Origin of the sequence: Aureimonas mangrovi, from assembly GCF_014058705.1 — a bacterium.
Lineage (GTDB): Bacteria > Pseudomonadota > Alphaproteobacteria > Rhizobiales > Rhizobiaceae > Aureimonas > Aureimonas mangrovi.
The window spans coordinates 1,957,861-1,975,046 of sequence record NZ_CP059692.1; the positions used below are offsets into that span (position 1 = coordinate 1,957,861).

A 17,186-nucleotide genomic window follows, 5' to 3' on the forward strand; every position below is an offset into this window, starting at 1 on the left:
CGAAAAAGCCGCCGCGAGTTGCCCCGCGACGGCCGGTTTCAGTTTGGAAAGGCCCGGTCAGTCGAGGCCGGTGACGACCAGGCGACCGTGGCGGTTGCGCTTGTAGGTCGTCAGGGCGCCCATGAAGCCGAGATGCTTGGTCACGGCGTCGAGGTCGGGCGTGGTGTCGGCGAGGTCCAGTTCCTCGAACAGCCGACCCTCGTAATACTCGAGCGCGAGGAAGTCGGTGTTGACGAAGTAGCCCTGGTTCTCGGGATGCGCCGAGCCGTCGCTCTCCGACACCACCTTGGCCTTGCGGTAACGCAGCGTGTCGAAGCCGAGCTTGGCGCTGTCGGCGTCGGTGTAGCGCTGGTTGTCCTGCAGGCCGCTCTCGAAGATGCCGAACACCGGATCGTCGAGAGTGATGACGTCGGGCTGCTCCGTGCCGACCGAGCACTTGCGGTAGAGCTCGGACATGCCGGCACGCAGGCGACGGAACTGCGCCTGTTCGTCAGCGCCGGTCATATCGACCGTCGTGACCTTGTTCCGCCACCAGGCCGCCGCCGAACCATCGATGCCGCCGACGGTGCCGACGGTCGGATCTTCCGACACGAAGGAGTCGAGGCCGACGAATGAGTTGGGCGTCGTACCGTCGCCGTAGATGCCGCGCGTGATGCCCGACTTGATGGTGTTCTCGGCGTTGTCGAGCTTGCCGCGCATCAGCTTGACGATCTGCGCGCGGCCCGAGTTCTTCGCCCGCTCCTCGCCCGAGATCGTCACGGACGCGACCGCCATGCCGGGATCGAATCCGGCCTCGGTGATCGTTTCCTTCTGGTCGCGGCTCAGCGGATCGAGCCCGCCGTACCACTTGAAGATTTCCTCGTCGAAGATGACCGGGCCGCGGATGTCGTGGCCGCCGTCGACGGCCGTGATGCGCCCCTTCGCCCTCAGCGTGGCGAGGATGAGGTTGGAGCCGGTCACGTTGTCGTAGAGCCGGCGCTTGTAGTTGGAGAGGGTGGTCGCCAGAAGCTGGCGGGTGACACCTGCGCTCAGAGGCATGGGTCGATTTCCTTAGATGCCGCCGATGGCGTCGATGGCGGCGTTCACCGCGTCGTCGCTCGACTTGATGGTGGGTGAGGTTTCCATGCTGCGGCCGCCACCGCGCACGTTCGACCGAGCGGCCTTCGCCGCGTTGGCCGCTTCCGAACGCTGTTTGCGCTGCGCGGCTTCCTGCTCGGCCTGCTGCACCTTCTGGCGCGCGGTGGGGTTCGCCCACACCGCCCGTCCGTAGGCGTCATCGAGGCTCATGCCGGGGTTTGCGCGCAGATACGCCGCCATGTCGTCCTTCACGTCCTCGAGGTGAGGATGCAGAAGGGCGCCGCTGGCGTCCTTGGCGTTCTTGAACGTGTCGATCGTCTGCCGCACGGCTTCCTGCCGGCGGCTCATGGCGTCCTGCTGGACGTGGTTGGAGAGCGCGCCGAGCTGCTGCTGCAGGTCCGCGACGCGCGGGTCCTGGAAGGCATCGTCGTGCGACGGCGCCCGCTGATCGCCGGTCAGCCCGAGTTCCTTGGCCGGGTCGAGGCCGAACCGCTGGCGAACATGGTCCGCGACGAAGCGAAGGTAGTCCGCAGGACGCTCGCGCGCGAAGCGTTCGAGGTTCGCGAGGTACTGAACCCCCTGAACCTCGTTCATGCCGCTCTGCGCCAGCACGTCCCGGAAGCCGCCCTCGTCCACGACCGAACGAATGCCCTTGCCGAGTTCGACGTCGGCGGCCATCGCCTCGGTCTTGCCGGTGTGTTCCGCCTCGATCGCCTTAATGCGCCGTTCGACGAGGCTCTTCACCTCGGGCGACAGCGCGGCGAGCGCGGCATCATCCTTCTCGCTCCACTGATCGGGCGCCGGCTCGGCCTGTTCGGCGTTCGCGGCGGGCGTCTCGGCGGGCGTGTTCGTGTCGGCGGACACCGCGGCGTGCTGCTCGGCAGCGGCTGCGGCGGCATCGCCGGAATGGGGGGCGTCGCCACCCTCAGTGGCGCTGATCTCGTCGAAGGCGGCGCCGATCGCGTCATTCAGGTCGAAGCTCTCGCCTGCGTTCGGATCGCTCGCGCCGGTGTCGGGGGTGTTGCTCATGTCAGCCTCGATGCCTCTTGCCGTTGGCCAGGAGTTCGCCTTTGAGGTCGCGAGGATCGACCACGTTGTGGCGCCTCATTTCCTCGCGGCGGTGCGAACGCGACGTGATCGGCTTGCCCGTGATCGGGCTCGCGTAGGTCTCGATGTCGCGCATGAAAAAAGGCCCGACCGAATGGAGGGCCTTGGATTTCTCGACGAGCTGGCCGTCGCGAATGACGAAGGTGGTTCGGCTCACCGGACCGCCTCCTTCAGGACTTGAAGGGTCAGTGCGGCGACGAACGGCTTCATCCCCATGATCTGCTGATCGGTGATGACCACGCCGTCCGACCGGTGCCACAGCGCCCGCCCTGAGTCGCGACGCCAACTCACTGGCCGGGCCTCCCAAACAGCGGCAAGCGAGCCGGCGCCATCGCGGCGCGCTGGGCAAGCATCCGCATCTTCGCCTCGTGCTCCTGCCCGTCCATCTGCATCTCCGCGCTACGCTGCGCCATGTCGGCCTGGTGCTCCTCAGCCTTGATCTGCATGTCCTGCTTCGCCCCTGCCGCCTTCAACTCGAGTTCGGTCCTAGCGGCCTCCGCGGCCGGGTCCGGCTGTTCCTGCTGCGCGCCCTGATTCTGCTCGGCGGCGGCCATCGCCTGCCCGATCAGGTCGAGGAGATCGCGAGAGCCCTTGAAAGGCTTCAGGATCATCTTCAGGAGCTCGGCCAGCATCTCGCGCGGCACCATGCCGTTCTGCACCAGCGGGCCGAACGTCTGGATCAGGCCGCCGACGGCCGAGACGAGCGTCTGCGACGCCTCCTGCTCGGCAGACTGGTCGATCGCGACGGTCGAGTCCGTCTCGATGTCGACGTTGCACATCAGCCGGCTTTCCTTGCGCAGGTACTCCTCGAGCTCCGGCTGGATCTCGCGGCCGGACATGATCGACAGCGTCGACGCCGAGAAGCGCGAGGCCATGATCTCCGCCGAGATCCGCGTCAGGTCTCGCAGGAACGACGAGAGCCCGCGCCGCCGATCGTCGATGCGCAGCGTCCCGAAGTTGCCCTTGATCCTCTGCGCCCCCAACGTCTCGCGTGGGTCGCTCGCGCCGCGCAGGACATCGGAGATGCCGGACACCTCGTAGAGCGCCTGCTTGGCCTGCTCCCGCGCGCCATACAGCGCCACGGCCGTCGTCGCGAGAATGTCGAGCGGGAGGAGCCAGACATTGGTGTTCATTGCGGCTTCCATGTCGACGCCCGACACCGCGATCATCTGCCCGTCTTCGCCATCCAGGACGTCGGCCAATTCCTCGACCGAACCGTTGAACATGCCGCGCACGCGCATGCGCTTGATGATCGCGTCGATGCGATCGGTGATGCGCGCCACCTCTGCAGCAAGGTCGCGCCAGATCTCATATTCCGGCACCGGCACTTGGCTGTTCGTTGTCGCGATCGACGTCATCGGCTCCGGGCACGGGAAGAACAGCTCGAGGTCGAGCGGGTCCTCATCACGGCGCAGGAGAAGCGGCACCTGTCCCGGCACGATCCAGTCGATGGTGCGGCGCTCGCGGTCCCAGCACTCCCACAGCATGACGCGCGGTTCGGCCGCGTTCTGCGCCTTGCGATCCTCGCGCTGGAGATCGACAGGCGAATGCACGAACGCGCCGCGCATCCATTCCTCGTCCTTCAAGCGCTCCATCACCTTCGGATCGTCGCCGAACTGCTTCTCGATCTCGGATCGCGTCAGGTAGAGCCGGAAGGCGCACCACACCGCATCGCGCCAGCGGCGGACGGGCTCGACGACGAAGTCCTCCCAGAAGACGTGCTCGAACTCCAGCGTCTCCCACGTCTTGCGCGGCTCCATCACCGGCTGACTGTCCTCGCCCATCAGCGGTGCGCCCGTCATCGGGTCAATCGCGGGGCGGTCCTCGATCGTCGGCACCCAGCGGACGCGGATCGTGCCACGGCCCGGCAGAAGCACCTCCTGCACAGCCCTGCGGATCTCGGCGTCGAGGTTGCCGATCTCGAACGCGCTGTTGAGCGCACCCTGCAGCACGCCCGATGCAGCATCGGCCAGATCGTCGGCCCGCTGGAACCTGCGGCGCACGTCAGCCTGCGGCGGCTGCTGGTACATCGACGGGAACAGGATCGACGTGTTCGCGAACAGCATGTTGAAGCGACCGCGACCAGACGCGCCATCGGCCTGACGCTCGGCACGATAGATGCCGATCGCCTCCTTGCCCTTGTCGCGCCAGTCCTTCTCGACGCTCATGGCGTCGTCGATCCGGCTCGTCCAGCGCTCGGGCGCGAGCCCGTCGTCCTGCGGTGTTGCTTCGGTTTGGCTCACAGTCGATCTTTCGGTTTGCGCAGGGCGAAGGCGTTCTTGGCCAGCATGGGGTTCAGGCTCTCAGCCGCCTTCGGCAGCGCCTTGCCGCGCATGCCGTCGAGCATCTGCGTCATCTTGGTGATCGCATCGACCTGGTCGTCGTATCGCCCGTTCGGGAACACCATGAGCTCGGACACGAGGTCGGCGCGCCATTCGGTGCCGGAGCGGAAGAAGACCTTGCCGCTCGCCATCATGCCTTGAAACGATCGAGCCCTTGCGACCTTGTCGACGGTCGAAGCCTCCTGCCGTCGGTTGAAGAACACCTTGCGCTCGTTCATGCGGCGCTTCAGCAGTGGCCCGACCGACTTGTTGATCTGCCCCGACTCCTCGGCCCAGGCCGTCGGGTTGTGCTCCGTGACGAGATCGAGAAGCGGGTCGATCCACTTGTCCGCGTCGCCCTGACCGCGCCACAGGTCGTGGATGTAGAGGTTGCCGTCGCGGTCGGTCGCCCCGACCACATGCACGGTGAAGTCGCCGTCGTCCGACACCGCATAGTCCGATCCGCCGTACATCCGGCAGCCTGCCGGCAGCTTCTCGTAGGTCTTCAGCCACTCCCGCTTGAAGATGTCGCCGTCGTCCGGCGCGGGACGCTGCTGAAACAGCGAAGCCCATGTGCGTGGATTGCGCTCGAACTGCTTCCAGTGATCGCGGCCGAACCATTCCGGCCACAGGTACTCGCCCGGCTGGCGCCCGAGCGGATCGTCGTCGCGCTCGGCCTTCGCCTGCAGGCAGATGACTTCCCACTCCTGACCATCGCGGCACAGGATCATGCCGCTCTCGCCCGCGTAGCCCTCCGGCAGGATCGAACCCGCCAGGTCGTCCTCATTCCAGCGCGTCTGCACAATGATGACCGAGCCGCTAGGCAGAAGGCGGGTCATCAGGTCGTCCTGGTAGGCCTCCAGCGTCTTCTTGCGGATCGTCGGGCTGTCGGCGTCCTGCCTGCCCTTCACAGGGTCGTCGATCAGCACGAGGTCGGCGCGATTGCCGGTGATACCCGACAGGATACCGCCGGCCATGTATTCCGAGCCGCAGTCGAGCGACCATTCGTCCGCGGCCGCGCTCTCTGACGACAGACGCGCGGTGAAGAGCCCGGCATAGCCCCGCTGCTTGACGATCGACCGACACCGGCGCCCGAGCTTGCGGGCAAGGTCCGATGCGTAGCTGGCGCCGATCACCCGGAAACCCGGCCAGCGCCCCATCGCCCAAGCCGGCGTGACGACGCTGACATAGGTGCTCTTGGCCGAGCCCGGTGGCATAAACACCATCAGCCGGCCGTTCGGCGTCTCGATGCACCGCTGCACCGAGCGCATCAGCAGGAGGTGATGATCCGCGACGCCCGTCTCGACGTTCACGAAGCGCTCGCAGTCCTCGTCATCGTCGTCGATCGGCTTGCCGGGGATGTCGATCGCCTGGGCGAAGCCGATCAGGCTTTCACGCGCCCTCCTTCGGCGCAGCAGCTCCGTTGCCGCCACCGAGGGCGATACGTGCAAGTTCATCGTCGGTGAGATCCTTGACCGAGTGGCTGTGCTCGATCGCGCCGCCGCTGGCTCCGGTTAGCGCCACCTTGTCGCCGTAGACCTTCGGACGCAGCTTGCCGGCCATCCACTTGCGAGCATCAACCCGCAGAACCGACCGCCTCATCGCCTCGCCGTTTTCGGTCCAGCCGATATGCTCGCCGTCGGCGTTGCGCTTCTCCATCCAGTCGTTCCGGCCATCATCGGCGATGTCCACGATCTCGTCGAAGAGCGCGTCAGCCTGAGCTTCGCGCGCGCGGGCGTACTGGTCCGAGAACGACGTCTGCTCGCCGAGCCATTTGAAGACACTGCTCTTCGAAGGCATTCCCTCGTCCGAGCAGATCGACCGTAGGCTCTCGCCGTCCGCGATGCGCTCGCAGATGACGTCGGCGATCTCCTGTGTGAAGGTGGAGGGACGGGACATGGATCATCCTAGGGAGATCGGGAATGCCGAGAACGCTGAACGAAATCGCCAATGACCTCGATGCGGCACACCGCACGCTCAAGCTTCTCGGTGAAGCCGAGGCTGAGCGGCTCGGTGGAGACCCCGCCCGAGGCGACTTTGAAATGTTCGATGAACAGGGGCGCCTACTTGATCTCTCGACCATAGCCGCCGAAGTCCGAGAGCATGCCGCTCGGATCGGTGAGAGCGGAGAAGGTTTCCAGCGATCGGTCGGTAATCGCCTCAAGCCATCCTGAAACGAAAAGGCCCGCTCACCGGCGGGCCATAAACCTTCAAGTGTGCCGCTCGGCCTGTCGCCGGGGCTGGGCCCAGGCATACCGCAATGGCAGGGGCCCAAGTCATCCTGCGAGATATTTACTCCGCAGCTTCAAGAAGTTCAAGCGGCAGGTCGAGAGTTTCAACAGCCCCGCCGAACAGTTGCACGATCACCGTCGCAGTGCCGCCGTTGATCTCCTTCACCGGGACTTTCCAGCCAGAGAACGGGCCGCCGGTCACTTCGACCTCGTCGCCCGCTGCAAACTCGTGGTGCGTCTTCATGAAGCGATGCGCGTCCGGCGCGCTGAGGCCGCCGCCAGTCTTGCGCAGTAGCTGGGCCATAGCGACTGTCGGCACGGGCTTCGGCGTCCCGTTGATCCCTACCGCGGCGTGGATCAGCGGCAGGTTGAACAGATCGAACCACAGCGGCGTGCCGGGCTTGAACCCGGCGAAGATGTAGCGCGGCGCGACGGCGTAGGTCTTGACCTCCTTAGCCTTCGAATACTTCGACCGGCGGCGCCATTCGTGCCGGCAGGGCACGTAGGTCGCCAAGCCGTAGCGTTCGAGAATGACCTGAGCCGCGAACTCCTTCTGCGCGGTGACGAGAAGGCCGTACCACTCCAGCCCCTCGGCCAGCTTCAGCAGTTCGGCGAGCGTGTGGTCCTTGCGCGGGCGCAGATGCAGACGCGAGCGCGACGGCCGCCGCTTCGCCTCAGCATTCTCCGGCGTCAGGGCGGGCTTCGCCTCTGGCAGGCCTTTCGGATACCAGCGGGGCTTCCTCATCGGCTGGCCTCCTCGATGACCCAACTGTCGTGCATGGTCGGCGTCCTGTTCCCCGGCTTTGTGGCGTACCACTCGACGCGCTTGGCTCGGGCGATGCGAGCCGAATGCATCCCGCACGCCTTCACAGTCTCCAACGCAGCTTCTTCCGAAGCGAACATTGCCTCGCCCCACGGCCGGCCTCGATCGTCGATGATCGCCCAACCTTCGGAGGTGTGAATGTCTGGCTGGGTCATCGGATCATCTCCTGCCCCACCCAGCGCCCATGCGCGGCGGCCCCCGAAGGGCCGCGCAAGCGCATATGGGGGTATGGGGGACGTGTACACCATAGGGTCTGCAGGGGGGTCTGCACCGTCCGCAGGGGGGTATGCAGGGGGGTGCGCATCAGTCTGCACCTGCGTCCGCAGGGGGGTATGCAGGGTCTGCACCCCCAGCGTCCGCAGGTAGAGCCAGGCGCTTCGTGCCCTTGGACGGCGGGCCGTAGGGCTCCACTACGACTTGTCCTGCATCGAGTAGCCTGCGCAGCGACTCCACGAACGCGGCCTTCTTGATGCCCTCGGCGCGGGGATGCTTGGCGAAGAGAGACGGTCCGTATGATGCTGACGGAGATGGGCTGACGTTCCGCCCCTGAGCGCGGAAGACAGTCAGAAGCTCGAGGAACTTTTCATCGACCTGTTCGCCTGCCATGATGGCGCTCGCCTTGGCCGGCCCTGCGATCATCAGGGGGGCGGTGTCGACCACGATCACCCCGTCCGACCACCGGAGCCGCTGGGCGCCGCCGACGGGACCGTAGTTCGACTTCTTCGTCGTGAGGATCCGGACATTGGGATCGGGCTCGACGAGTCGACGGCTGTCACTGCGTCCGGCCCATTCGAACGACCGTTCGAGATAGAGACGTGAGCGAACACTGTTGCTCCAGCCCGTCGAACCGGATGATCCGGTCCCTGACGATATGCCTGCCGCGGAAGGATGTGCGAGACAGACGATCGTCGTGCCGCAGTGGCGGGACAGGCGACGAAGGAGGGTGACGAACTGACGGGCCTGTGCCCGCACGTTCTCATCGCCCCCGAAGAGGTCAGCCAACGTGTCGAGGACGAGCAGTGCCGGAACGCTAGTCTGGATGGCTCGATCGAGTGCGTTGTAGAGCGCCGTCGGCTCGATCATCCGCGTATCGGGGTTCCAGATGCCGAGAAGCGCGTCTTCCCCGACTTTGGCGTTGACCATGAGGTAATCGAGATCGGCGCGATCGATCCCCTCGCGAGCGCAAATCGTGGCGATGCGCCGGTGGACCTCGGCCTCGTCATCCTCCGCAGTCATGAAGATTGCCGGCCCCTGGCGGACATGATGCCCAAGCCATGGCCGATTGGCCGAAGTCGCGACGGCGAGCTGAAGTGCCGCCAAGCTCTTCCCGGTCCCGCCATCGCCGAACAGGAGCGTAGGCAGGCCGGCGGGGATGAGCTTAGGGACATGCCAGGACAGCGGCTCGGGCTCCGCCTCCAAGAGCTCCGACGCAAGCGTCAAACCGAACTCTTCGGTTGTCCCACTATCCGTACCGTTGAGGACGATGGCCCTTGCGAAGTTGCGGCCGAAGGTTTCCGCGATGAGGATCGCGTCTTTCAGCGTCGAGCAGGGCCACGTCGCAAGCAGGAGGTTGTTGCCAAAGAACTCGACCCGGAAGGAAGACTTTGCCCGCCCATGGTTGTCGTTCGCCACGCCGACCACGCTCGCGACGATGTCCCAGTCCCCCTCGATCGCGTCGCGAAGGTCAGGGCTCCCATTCGAGAGGAAGGCATGGCGATCACGTTCGTTCGGCTGGAGCTCGACCTTGTAGGCGTGCTGCCGCCAATTTGCGGGAAGCTTGCCGATCATCAGGCGCCCCCCCGATAAGGCCGTGCGTCTTCCGCCTTGGCTATGGCGGCGTTGATGCTCCCCATTTCAGTGCTTCGATGGTCGCCAATCAGGACGACGGCAGCCCGCAGCGCTTTCAACATGTCCGGCGCCGATGCGATGAGCGCTGCATCCGGCCGAGAGAGGCCATGAGCAATCACGACCTCAGATTCATCGGACGTCACGGTGTAGTCGTCGGCGTCCGAACCATCGCCCCACTGAACCATGTTCCAAGGGCCCATGGTGCAACGACCCGCACTCATGCCGCCGCCTCCAGATCATTAGCGCCGCCCCACGCCATGGTGCGGGTCCAGCCGAGCGACGGTTCGCCGTCCGGATCTGGCTCGAGGTCGGGATCGCCATCGAAGGCGTCGAGCGCTGAGATCAACGTCTCGATCTGGAGCTCGATCTCGCGGCGGGTGAAGGGGCCGAGGGGATATTCCCCGGCGCCCTGGGTGATGCAGAGGGTGAAGGTCATGCCGCCCTCCGATCCGATGCTGCTTCTTCAGCCAGCGCCACGAGGTCGCGGCAATCAGCGTCCTCACGTTCAGCTTGCGCCATCATGAGAAGGAAAGCTCGGGTGGTCGCCTCGGCCGGTGTAAGGTCAGCACTGCGGCTAGCCGCCTCATCTTCCATCTGTTCAGCGAAGTTGCATACCAGATTGCACAGATCGTCCAGGATCTCGCCCGCATTGTTGTAGAGGCCGTCCCGGATAAATCGCGGCTGGCAAAGAAGGCCGCTGAGCACGTCGGCAACCGTGACCATCGCTTCCCGTGCGTCGCGAAGCTCGCGCATTGAAAGGTTCTGCAACTGAACGCTCATTGCGCGAACTCCGGACCCGCGTTGAACTTCTTGGTCCAGTCGGCGTCGAGATCCTGGGCCGCGGCCTGAGCTTCGGAGGTCAGGAAGAAGAGATGGTCGACTACCGCCTCGTTGGGCGGGTCGGCCGGAAAGCGGCGTCGGTCCTCGTCGAGGGACTCTGAAAGGTAATGCGCGACCGACGCGAACGAGACGATGCGGTGAATCTGTGTCTCGAGGCTGCGATATGCCGTCCGATAATACGTCTCGCTTGCAGCCGCGGCCTGGGCGCTGCTATTGTCTCGGCTGTTCATAGCTGTCTCCTTCCGGGGTTTGCTGGAACCACGGCTCGGCAGCGCTCCAACGCTGGCCGGGCCTTTTGCTTTCGATGCGGAGGACGTCAAAGGATCGTCCTCCGGTCTTGCGATTTACGGATGATTGTCGCGATCCGCTTGCTGGCTTGAGCGACCTCGCGTCGAGCGCGCCCTGCCAGATCTTCCGCCGGATAAAGTCGCTGATCTTCACGCCGCCGCTCCCGTGAAGAACTCTACGAGCTTGCCTCGCTCGATGACCCACCGGCCGGACACCTTGCGAGCGGGAAGCTCGCCGTTCTCCAGCATTCCGAACGTGGCTCGCGGACTACGACCGATGATCTTCGCGATCTCAGCTGCACCCCATACGAGGTCGAGGGTTCGATCCATTCCCTTTACCCTTCCTTAAGTCGGCGACATTACCGTGAGATGACATTACCGTAATTGAATTGCCCGTCAAGTGATGTGGCATTACGGTAATGTCGTTTTGGAAAGGTGGGCCACGGATATGAGCAAGGCTGGTCGGGGCGCGGAGCAGATCTCGCTTCGGCTCCCGGAGGGGATGAGAGATCGCTTGAAAGCCGCGGCCGACGCGAACGGCCGCTCGGTGAACAGCGAGATCATTCTCAGACTTCAAAATGCTTTGGAGCGACAGGAAGACGGCTCGATCTCAGTATGGCTTCCGAAGGAAGTGCTCGATCGCGTCTATGAAGAGGCGCACGAAGCGGAAATTGATCCCAACCTCCTCATCCTCGAAGCCGTGGAAAAAGAGTATCCGCCTCGGCGGGACGTAACGCGCCTTGCGCAAGAGCTAATCGATGAAATCGAGCTCAGCCGCGCAGGCTCGTCGGAGAGCGCGAAGGATGTAGCCAAGGCCTTACAAATCCTGATCGATAAGGAGTTTCCTCCGGCCCCTACGCCTCCATGGAAGAAACGCGGAAAATGAGCGTCCGCAAGCGCTCCTGGGCGACGCCGAAGGGCGAGGAGAAGACGGCGTGGGTCGTCGATTACACCGATACCAACGGAAAGCGCCGGCTGAAGACATTCAAGCTGAAGAAGGCTGCCGACAATTTCGCCGCCACGGCCCACGTTGAGGTTCGCGAGGGAACGCACGTCGCTGACAGCGCGAGCGCTACTGTTAAGGCAGCCGGTGATTTGTGGATTCGTCGCGGCGAGCGGAACGGCTTGGAGCGGACAACCATCATCCAATATCGGCAGCTCCTCGAGTTGCACATCGCCCCTGCCCTCGGCTCGACACTCCTTTCGAAACTTACCGTTCCTGCTGTGCGCCAGTTCGAGGACGATCTCCGTGAGAAGGGCACCTCCCCCGCTATGGTGCGCAAGATCCTTGTCGCACTCGGCTCGCTGCTCGCCGACGCCCAGGAGCGCGGACTTGTTGGCAGGAACGCCGTCAGAGAGAAAAGTCGTAGCCGGACGAAGGGCACCGATCGTCGCCGCGAGAAGCGCGCGAAGGGCAAACTGAAAGTTGGGACTGACATCCCTTCCGGCGCAGAGGTGAAAGCTCTCGTTGGCGCCTTGGAGGGCCGGTGGCGTCCGCTGTTCCTCACAGCCATTTTCACAGGCCTACGCGCGTCGGAGCTTCGCGGTCTCCGCTGGAGCGACGTTGACCTCGATCGCAAGACCGTTCGCGTCCATCAGCGTGCAGACAGGTTCGGAGACATTGGGCGCCCGAAATCGGCGGCGGGCGAACGGACGGTCCCGATCCCGCCGATCGTCGTCTCGGCATTGAAGGAATGGCAGCTCGCCTGCCCTCGCCCGAAAGACGAAGAGATCAAGCCGGCGCAGTTCGCTTTCCCCAACGGCTTGGGGAACGTGGAGAGCCACGCGAACATCGTTCATCGTGGCTACGAACCGGCCCAGCTCACGGCAGGGGTAACCCGCGATACGGGCAAGGTTGACGAGCACGGCCAACCGGTTCTTGCGGCTAAATATCCAGGCCTGCATTCGCTGCGGCACTTCTACGCGTCGTGGTGCATCAACAGGAAAGAGGACGGTGGGCTCGGACTGCCTCCCAAGATGGTTCAGGAGCGTCTAGGCCACTCCACGATCGGGCTGACAATGGACACTTACGGCCACCTGTTTCCGACCGGCGACGATGCCTCAGAACTCGCTCTTGCAGAGGCTGCCCTGCTCGGCTAACGCGACATAGGCGCGACATGGGCGGAGAATGCTCAACGATTACAACACTCCTAGAAAGCCTTTTAATCTGTAGGTCGTGGGTTCGAGCCCCACCGCGCTCACCACATTTTCTCATTTTCGGTCCGCGCCTTGAAGGCTTCTTGCGTCCCGTGCCAGCGGTGGGCAGTCGTTTCCTATTGCAGCCCGCCCCCTGCCCCCTTCGAGAGCCGACCGCTCCGCGCGGCATGAGCAGCCTGCCGCCCGAGCGGCAGGAGCGGGCTGCGGCCCGTCATGGCATGAACATGCCCGTCGGACGGGTATTCGGTCAGCGGCGAGCTCTACGCGCCGACGATCGTTCCACCGTTCGGATGGAGAACCTGACCAGTGAAGTAGGAGGAATCCTCGCACGCCAGGAACAGAAGCGCCGGCGCCACCTCGTTAGGCTGGCCTGCCCGGGCCATGGGCACCTGCGCGCCAAATTCGGCGACCTTTTCAGCCGGGAATGACATCGGGATGAAAGGCGTCCAGATCGGGCCGGGCGCAACGCCATTCACCCGAATGCCCTTCTCGACCAGGTTGGAGGCCATCGAACGCGTGAACGCCGTGATAGCCCCCTTCGTCGATGAGTAGTCAATCAGGGTGTCGTTGCCCTTATAGCTGTTGACCGACGTCACGTTGACGATGGCAGATCCCATCTCAAGGTGATCAAGCGCTGCCTGCGTCATGAAAAAGTAGGCGTAGATGTTCGTCTCAAATGTCTTGGCGAGCTGTTCCTCGCTGATATCCCGAAGGTCTTCCGCAATCTCCTGATGAGCGGCGTTGTTCACGAGGATATCGAGCTTTCCAAACTCCTCGACCGCTCGCGACACGGCGGAGGTGCAGAACGCCTTTTCGCGAACATTTCCCCGGATGAGGAGCGCCTTTCTCCCTTCCGCTTCCACTGCCTTCCGGGTTTCCTCGGCATCGCGGTCTTCGTCGAGGTACACGATCGCGACGTCCGCTCCTTCACGCGCGAAGAGCACGGCTGTCGCGCGACCGATGCCCGAGTCTCCTCCGGTGATAATTGCTGTCTTGCCTGCGAGGCGCCCCGAACCAGGAAAGCGCGGCTGGTAGTCGGGCTCGGGCCTCATCTCGTGCTCAAGACCGGGATCGCGATCCTGCATCTGTGGGGGACGCTGATTTTCCATGAGTGACACCTCTTTTCTGCCTCTCGAGATCGTCTCGATCGGTTCGTGTAGGAAGGCTTCAAAGCTGCTGGTGTTCCTGGAAACTACGGCGAATTCGACGAGACTTCGCGTTGCGCAGCTATCGCTGACATGCCCGCCATGACGCAGGCGGTGGATGCGGACACGGGCTAGGTGCTAATGGGCCTGGCCTTGCTGGCGCGGCGTGGCGTGTTGCCCTTGGGCATGTTCGGTGGGGATGGATCAAATGGTTCAAGCTGTTGTTGCCAAGCTGTTGCGTGGGCACCCATTGCCGCAGGCCGACCGCGATCTCCTGCATGCGGTCGTGGGTGCGGGACGCTCGCTCCCTCCGGGCGCCGAGATTGTCAATCAGGGAGATGCAGCGCAATTTGTGCATCTCGTCCTCGAAGGCCTGGCTTACCGGTACAAGCTATTATCGAATGGCAAGCGGCAGATCATCGGCTACCTCGTGCCGGGCGACTTCTGCGACCTTTACACTTTCGTCCTCGAGCGGATGGACCATAGCATCGCGGCGCGAAGCGAATGCGTCGTCGTCCGTCTGAAGGAGGCGGACATCGCAATGCTCATGGGCCGGCCAGCGCTGACGCGCGCCTTGTGGTGGTCCTCGTTGGTCGATGAGGCGATCCTGCGGGAGTGGCTTCTGAACGTCGGACGCCGGGAGCCCGAGCGCCGGGTAGCGCATATCATCTGCGAACTCTTCGTTCGGCTGCAGGCAGTCGGTCATGCGAGCGGAAATAGCTTCCGGCTGCCGGTAACGCAGGCCGAATTGGCCGATACGGTCGGTCTTACAACGGTATCGGTGAACCGTGCTCTCCAGATGATGCGCCGCGCCAAACTCATCAGCCAAGTGGGTCGCGTGATCACGATTCCGGATATTCCGGCCCTCACGGCCTTCGCCGATTTCAACCCGGCCTATCTGCATTTCAGAACGGACGGCGAGTCGGAGGAAACTGTCGCCTATCGGCAATCGCTCTCGACGCAGACCCGCTGACGTCGGTCGGCGTGCCGAGAGTTAGCAGTCGATGCCGCCAGTCGGCCGAAAAATCCCAACCGGTTTTGTCAAATTTAAAGCGGTATAACAGGATCGGCTTGGCGAACGCCGATAATGCTCTTCCCAAGGTACTTCCCCCCTCCTGCCCCGGAACGCTCCGTTGCCAACGGCGTAGCTCCACAGGGCGCTGCATCCAGCGATGGAGAGGGCGCCGTTACTCGAAAGGGATACTCATGTTCTATACGGACGGTAAACTTCAGTTTCCGGTGCGCGTCGAGAAGCCGAACCCAATGTTCGCAAAAGCTCTGCAGCAGGCGATCGGAGGTGTCGAGGGCGAGATCCGCGTCGCCATGCAGTACATGTTTCAGGCGTTCGGCGCCCGTGGCCCGGCCAAGTACCGCGATATGCTTCTGAACACGGCGACCGAGGAGCTCGGCCATATCGAGATGTTGGCGACCGCCGTCGCGCTCAATCTCGAGAAGGCCCCGCTGTCGCTACAGGAGGATATCTCGGCGGACGTCGCCGGCGGCGCGGTGTTGAACGGGATGGACATGCGCCACATCCTCTCGGCAGGACTTGCCGCGATGCCGGTCGATTCGAACGGCATTCCGTTCGACATGACCCACGTCTACGCCTCCGGCAACATTGCGGCGGACATGTACGCCAACGTCACGGCCGAGAGTACGGGGCGTGCATTGGCTGTGCGCCTCTACAACATGACCGATGATCCGGGCATGAAGGAGATGTTGTCCTTCATGATCGCGCGCGACACGATGCACCAGCAGCAATGGCTCGCCGCACTCGAGGATATGGGGGGCGATGCTGTGAACCTGCCGATCCCGAACTCCTTCCCGCAGACGGAGGAGAACCAGAAATACTCCTACGCATACTTCGGTCACATGACCGATGGCTCCATTCCAGAGGGTCGCTGGACCGCCGGCCCGGCGATGGACGGCAAAGGTGAGTTTTCGGCCGTGCAGTCGGAAGCGATGGGCGGAAAACCCTCGCTTGCACCAGCCCGCCCCGACGGCGGTGCGCAGACGGGGCAGACGTCGAAGTCTGGCGCTGACGGGCTCTTGGGCCGAGTTGAGGGAGCAATCGAACGGAACTTCTAGCTCGAATTGGTATGAATGGGGCCGCCGGGTGTAGGCGGCCCCTACCCGCAAACTTTCACTGAACGCCCCTATCGCGGACTCCTGACGAGGCAGTCCTACGCTCAGAGCGACCGACTCGTTGGACGCGCGGACACCTGCTTCAGGCAAACGTCCGTTTCGCAGGCCTAAAAGTTATACGAGTATAATGTCGCACCCGGCTTAGCCCTCTACCCAACGCCGTGAGGCAACTGGAGGCATGAAGGCTTGCGCGAAGAGCGTTCTGATTTGGCACCGGGTGCACTTGGGGTGCTTCAATGGGTTGCCGCGGAGGATGTTCGAGTAAGCTTGGTACCGGGCGAGATAGCGGGGTTTCTGGAAGTCCTGAAAGCTCGCGGTCTCGTAACGTACGAGGAAGACGGCGTTGGGCTTGCCTCTGTGCGCATCACACCAGAGGGGCGTCGCCTTTGCGATCAGGAACATTTCTCAAACCTGGAATGACAGATGCGTGCTGGTTCGGTGTTCCCAAGTGCTTGAAACGACCGATCGTCCCTCCGTCGCGCTCGCCGAACTGGCGGTCATGCGGGCCGAAGCTCGCCTTGTTCGCCAGGTCAACTTCCTGATCCAGATGTCCGACAACGCACCCTGCGCGGAGCGGGACGTGCTTGAACGGATTGTCATTCAGCGACAGCACGTGCTCGCGTCCAGCCGAGCCGGGCTCGCTGTCAGACGAGAGGACCGACATGCCGCTGCTCAAATGAGCATGGACCGTTTGAACGGGAGCTTCCGCCTTCTTGCACAATCCTTGCTGCCTCGTGGGATTGCTCGCGCGCGACGTCAGCTTTCCGAAGGTGCCCGACCTCAGCTTGTTCCGAGCCCTCCGCTCTAGATTGAAGTTGAGGCCATGAGCACGATTATCAGCAGGCCGCACCGGCGGTCGAACATCCATCAGCCAGCACAATGTGAGCGTGCGATAGAGCCCAGACTTATCGATCTGGAGGCGGATACGCGAGCGGCGGGATGGAGCGCGGAGGAGTTCGTGGACGCTTTGCTGAACTATGCTGAGAAGCGTCTGCTTGCGCATCGCCGGTCGGTTATCAATCAGGGGGACCAGCAAGCTTAGCCTGCATCTGACGGCAGGAAGCTCAGCGTGCCGACGCAAACGCGGACGGGTCGGAAGATTTGTGGTTGCGTGTAGGCATCACAACTTCTCCTCGTCTCTTCCCCGCTGCCGCCCGCCTCTCCTCGCTCTTATGTCGAGCTTTTCTTGCGGGAAAGATCCGTAC

23 protein-coding genes are annotated in these 17,186 nt (G+C 63.6%); 5 read left to right on the forward strand and 18 right to left on the reverse strand.

Translation table 11 applies throughout. The features are described 5' to 3' along the window. Nucleotides 1-57: 57 nt before the first annotated feature. The 7 genes from H1343_RS09350 to H1343_RS09375 are packed head-to-tail and all read right to left on the reverse strand — an operon-like array spanning nucleotide 58 to nucleotide 6,404. The gene (locus H1343_RS09350; protein WP_185982660.1) at nucleotides 58-1,038 is read right to left on the reverse strand and encodes a phage major capsid protein; all 981 of its coding nucleotides are present in this window, start codon (nucleotides 1,036-1,038) and stop codon (nucleotides 58-60) included. Between the two features lie 12 nt (nucleotides 1,039-1,050). Further along, nucleotides 1,051-2,106, reverse strand: a complete 1,056-nt coding sequence (locus H1343_RS09355) for a hypothetical protein (RefSeq protein WP_185982661.1) — start codon at nucleotides 2,104-2,106, stop codon at nucleotides 1,051-1,053. Between the two features lies 1 nt (nucleotide 2,107). Further along, a complete protein-coding gene (locus tag H1343_RS09360; RefSeq protein WP_185982662.1) occupies nucleotides 2,108-2,341 on the reverse strand; it encodes a hypothetical protein in 234 nt (77 codons plus the stop codon). Further along, on the reverse strand, nucleotides 2,338-2,475 hold the full coding sequence (locus tag H1343_RS16890) for a hypothetical protein (protein ID WP_210270019.1): 138 nt from the start codon (nucleotides 2,473-2,475) through the stop codon (nucleotides 2,338-2,340). The genes H1343_RS09360 and H1343_RS16890 overlap by 4 nt, the downstream gene beginning before the upstream one ends. Next, nucleotides 2,472-4,427: a hypothetical protein gene (locus H1343_RS09365; RefSeq protein WP_185982663.1), complete on the reverse strand. Its 1,956-nt coding sequence runs from the start codon at nucleotides 4,425-4,427 to the stop codon at nucleotides 2,472-2,474. Before H1343_RS09365 ends, H1343_RS16890 begins: the two co-directional genes overlap by 4 nt. Beyond that, a complete protein-coding gene (gene terL / locus H1343_RS09370) occupies nucleotides 4,424-5,962 on the reverse strand; it encodes a phage terminase large subunit (RefSeq protein WP_185982664.1) in 1,539 nt (512 codons plus the stop codon). The genes H1343_RS09365 and terL overlap by 4 nt, the downstream gene beginning before the upstream one ends. Further along, the gene (locus tag H1343_RS09375; protein WP_246332898.1) at nucleotides 5,898-6,404 is read right to left on the reverse strand and encodes a terminase small subunit-like protein; all 507 of its coding nucleotides are present in this window, start codon (nucleotides 6,402-6,404) and stop codon (nucleotides 5,898-5,900) included. Before H1343_RS09375 ends, terL begins: the two co-directional genes overlap by 65 nt. Nucleotides 6,405-6,427: 23 nt before the next feature. Between H1343_RS09375 and H1343_RS09380 the strand changes: the two genes are divergently transcribed. After that, on the forward strand, nucleotides 6,428-6,679 hold the full coding sequence (locus tag H1343_RS09380; protein WP_185982665.1) for a hypothetical protein: 252 nt from the start codon (nucleotides 6,428-6,430) through the stop codon (nucleotides 6,677-6,679). Nucleotides 6,680-6,797: 118 nt separating this feature from the next. On the opposite strand, the gene nusG is transcribed toward H1343_RS09380, so the two are convergent. The 9 genes from nusG to H1343_RS09425 all read right to left on the reverse strand — a co-directional run bounded on the left by nusG (nucleotide 6,798) and on the right by H1343_RS09425 (nucleotide 10,864). Beyond that, nucleotides 6,798-7,481 (reverse strand): transcription termination/antitermination protein NusG, encoded by a 684-nt coding sequence (nusG, locus tag H1343_RS09385; RefSeq protein WP_185982666.1) that lies wholly within the window; start codon nucleotides 7,479-7,481, stop codon nucleotides 6,798-6,800. Beyond that, nucleotides 7,478-7,714 carry a hypothetical protein gene (locus tag H1343_RS09390; RefSeq protein ID WP_185982667.1) on the reverse strand — a complete coding sequence of 79 codons (237 nt, stop codon included), beginning with the start codon at nucleotides 7,712-7,714 and terminating at the stop codon, nucleotides 7,478-7,480. The genes nusG and H1343_RS09390 overlap by 4 nt, the downstream gene beginning before the upstream one ends. Nucleotides 7,715-7,862: 148 nt before the next feature. Beyond that, nucleotides 7,863-9,347 (reverse strand): AAA family ATPase, encoded by a 1,485-nt coding sequence (locus tag H1343_RS09395; protein ID WP_185982668.1) that lies wholly within the window; start codon nucleotides 9,345-9,347, stop codon nucleotides 7,863-7,865. Beyond that, the gene (locus tag H1343_RS09400; protein WP_185982669.1) at nucleotides 9,347-9,628 is read right to left on the reverse strand and encodes a hypothetical protein; all 282 of its coding nucleotides are present in this window, start codon (nucleotides 9,626-9,628) and stop codon (nucleotides 9,347-9,349) included. The genes H1343_RS09395 and H1343_RS09400 overlap by 1 nt, the downstream gene beginning before the upstream one ends. Beyond that, entirely contained in the window at nucleotides 9,625-9,843 is a 219-nt protein-coding gene (locus H1343_RS09405) for a hypothetical protein (protein WP_185982670.1), read from the reverse strand. The genes H1343_RS09400 and H1343_RS09405 overlap by 4 nt, the downstream gene beginning before the upstream one ends. Continuing rightward, the gene (locus tag H1343_RS09410) at nucleotides 9,840-10,187 is read right to left on the reverse strand and encodes a hypothetical protein (RefSeq protein ID WP_185982671.1); all 348 of its coding nucleotides are present in this window, start codon (nucleotides 10,185-10,187) and stop codon (nucleotides 9,840-9,842) included. Before H1343_RS09410 ends, H1343_RS09405 begins: the two co-directional genes overlap by 4 nt. Further along, nucleotides 10,184-10,477, reverse strand: coding sequence for a hypothetical protein (locus H1343_RS09415; RefSeq protein ID WP_185982672.1), 294 nt, complete (start codon nucleotides 10,475-10,477; stop codon nucleotides 10,184-10,186). The genes H1343_RS09410 and H1343_RS09415 overlap by 4 nt, the downstream gene beginning before the upstream one ends. Next, nucleotides 10,458-10,688 carry a hypothetical protein gene (locus tag H1343_RS09420; protein WP_185982673.1) on the reverse strand — a complete coding sequence of 77 codons (231 nt, stop codon included), beginning with the start codon at nucleotides 10,686-10,688 and terminating at the stop codon, nucleotides 10,458-10,460. The genes H1343_RS09415 and H1343_RS09420 overlap by 20 nt, the downstream gene beginning before the upstream one ends. Then, entirely contained in the window at nucleotides 10,685-10,864 is a 180-nt protein-coding gene (locus H1343_RS09425; protein ID WP_185982674.1) for a MerR family transcriptional regulator, read from the reverse strand. The genes H1343_RS09420 and H1343_RS09425 overlap by 4 nt, the downstream gene beginning before the upstream one ends. A gap of 118 nt (nucleotides 10,865-10,982) precedes the next feature. Here H1343_RS09425 and H1343_RS09430 point away from each other — a divergent pair, with 118 nt between their 5' ends. Both H1343_RS09430 and H1343_RS09435 read left to right on the forward strand, forming a co-directional pair. Next, nucleotides 10,983-11,420, forward strand: a complete 438-nt coding sequence (locus tag H1343_RS09430; protein ID WP_185982675.1) for an Arc family DNA-binding protein — start codon at nucleotides 10,983-10,985, stop codon at nucleotides 11,418-11,420. Further along, nucleotides 11,417-12,634, forward strand: a complete 1,218-nt coding sequence (locus tag H1343_RS09435; protein WP_185982676.1) for a tyrosine-type recombinase/integrase — start codon at nucleotides 11,417-11,419, stop codon at nucleotides 12,632-12,634. Before H1343_RS09430 ends, H1343_RS09435 begins: the two co-directional genes overlap by 4 nt. A 317-nt stretch (nucleotides 12,635-12,951) precedes the next feature. On the opposite strand, the gene H1343_RS09440 is transcribed toward H1343_RS09435, so the two are convergent. Beyond that, complete coding sequence (locus H1343_RS09440) at nucleotides 12,952-13,800, reverse strand: SDR family oxidoreductase (protein WP_185982677.1); 849 nt, start codon at nucleotides 13,798-13,800, stop codon at nucleotides 12,952-12,954. A gap of 244 nt (nucleotides 13,801-14,044) precedes the next feature. Between H1343_RS09440 and H1343_RS09445 the strand changes: the two genes are divergently transcribed. After that, the gene (locus H1343_RS09445; protein WP_185982678.1) at nucleotides 14,045-14,809 is read left to right on the forward strand and encodes a Crp/Fnr family transcriptional regulator; all 765 of its coding nucleotides are present in this window, start codon (nucleotides 14,045-14,047) and stop codon (nucleotides 14,807-14,809) included. 233 nt (nucleotides 14,810-15,042) lie between these two features. Further along, nucleotides 15,043-15,924 (forward strand): manganese catalase family protein, encoded by an 882-nt coding sequence (locus H1343_RS09450; RefSeq protein WP_185985582.1) that lies wholly within the window; start codon nucleotides 15,043-15,045, stop codon nucleotides 15,922-15,924. A 421-nt stretch (nucleotides 15,925-16,345) separates the two neighbouring features. Here H1343_RS09450 and H1343_RS09455 read toward each other — a convergent pair whose 3' ends face one another. Continuing rightward, complete coding sequence (locus H1343_RS09455) at nucleotides 16,346-16,984, reverse strand: hypothetical protein (protein WP_185982679.1); 639 nt, start codon at nucleotides 16,982-16,984, stop codon at nucleotides 16,346-16,348. Nucleotides 16,985-17,186: the final 202 nt, after the last annotated feature.

What these genes read in the sequence shown, in the direction of transcription:
- H1343_RS09395 (WP_185982668.1), bottom strand. Translation starts at nt 9,347, where the DNA reads ATGATCGGCAAGCTTCCCGCAAATTGGCGGCAGCACGCCTACAAGGTC.
- H1343_RS09410 (WP_185982671.1), bottom strand. Translation starts at nt 10,187, where the DNA reads ATGAGCGTTCAGTTGCAGAACCTTTCAATGCGCGAGCTTCGCGACGCA.
- H1343_RS09435 (WP_185982676.1), top strand. Translation starts at nt 11,417, where the DNA reads ATGAGCGTCCGCAAGCGCTCCTGGGCGACGCCGAAGGGCGAGGAGAAG.
- H1343_RS09430 (WP_185982675.1), top strand. Translation starts at nt 10,983, where the DNA reads ATGAGCAAGGCTGGTCGGGGCGCGGAGCAGATCTCGCTTCGGCTCCCG.
- H1343_RS09380 (WP_185982665.1), top strand. Translation starts at nt 6,428, where the DNA reads ATGCCGAGAACGCTGAACGAAATCGCCAATGACCTCGATGCGGCACAC.
- H1343_RS09440 (WP_185982677.1), bottom strand. Translation starts at nt 13,800, where the DNA reads ATGGAAAATCAGCGTCCCCCACAGATGCAGGATCGCGATCCCGGTCTT.
- H1343_RS09455 (WP_185982679.1), bottom strand. Translation starts at nt 16,984, where the DNA reads ATGCGCAAGCAGACGCTTCTCAGCATAGTTCAGCAAAGCGTCCACGAA.
- H1343_RS09450 (WP_185985582.1), top strand. Translation starts at nt 15,043, where the DNA reads ATGTTCTATACGGACGGTAAACTTCAGTTTCCGGTGCGCGTCGAGAAG.
- H1343_RS09425 (WP_185982674.1), bottom strand. Translation starts at nt 10,864, where the DNA reads ATGGATCGAACCCTCGACCTCGTATGGGGTGCAGCTGAGATCGCGAAG.
- H1343_RS09400 (WP_185982669.1), bottom strand. Translation starts at nt 9,628, where the DNA reads ATGAGTGCGGGTCGTTGCACCATGGGCCCTTGGAACATGGTTCAGTGG.
- H1343_RS09375 (WP_246332898.1), bottom strand. Translation starts at nt 6,404, where the DNA reads ATGTCCCGTCCCTCCACCTTCACACAGGAGATCGCCGACGTCATCTGC.
- H1343_RS09350 (WP_185982660.1), bottom strand. Translation starts at nt 1,038, where the DNA reads ATGCCTCTGAGCGCAGGTGTCACCCGCCAGCTTCTGGCGACCACCCTC.
- terL (WP_185982664.1), bottom strand. Translation starts at nt 5,962, where the DNA reads ATGAACTTGCACGTATCGCCCTCGGTGGCGGCAACGGAGCTGCTGCGC.
- nusG (WP_185982666.1), bottom strand. Translation starts at nt 7,481, where the DNA reads ATGAGGAAGCCCCGCTGGTATCCGAAAGGCCTGCCAGAGGCGAAGCCC.
- H1343_RS09405 (WP_185982670.1), bottom strand. Translation starts at nt 9,843, where the DNA reads ATGACCTTCACCCTCTGCATCACCCAGGGCGCCGGGGAATATCCCCTC.
- H1343_RS09355 (WP_185982661.1), bottom strand. Translation starts at nt 2,106, where the DNA reads ATGAGCAACACCCCCGACACCGGCGCGAGCGATCCGAACGCAGGCGAG.
- H1343_RS09415 (WP_185982672.1), bottom strand. Translation starts at nt 10,477, where the DNA reads ATGAACAGCCGAGACAATAGCAGCGCCCAGGCCGCGGCTGCAAGCGAG.
- H1343_RS09390 (WP_185982667.1), bottom strand. Translation starts at nt 7,714, where the DNA reads ATGACCCAGCCAGACATTCACACCTCCGAAGGTTGGGCGATCATCGAC.
- H1343_RS09445 (WP_185982678.1), top strand. Translation starts at nt 14,045, where the DNA reads ATGGTTCAAGCTGTTGTTGCCAAGCTGTTGCGTGGGCACCCATTGCCG.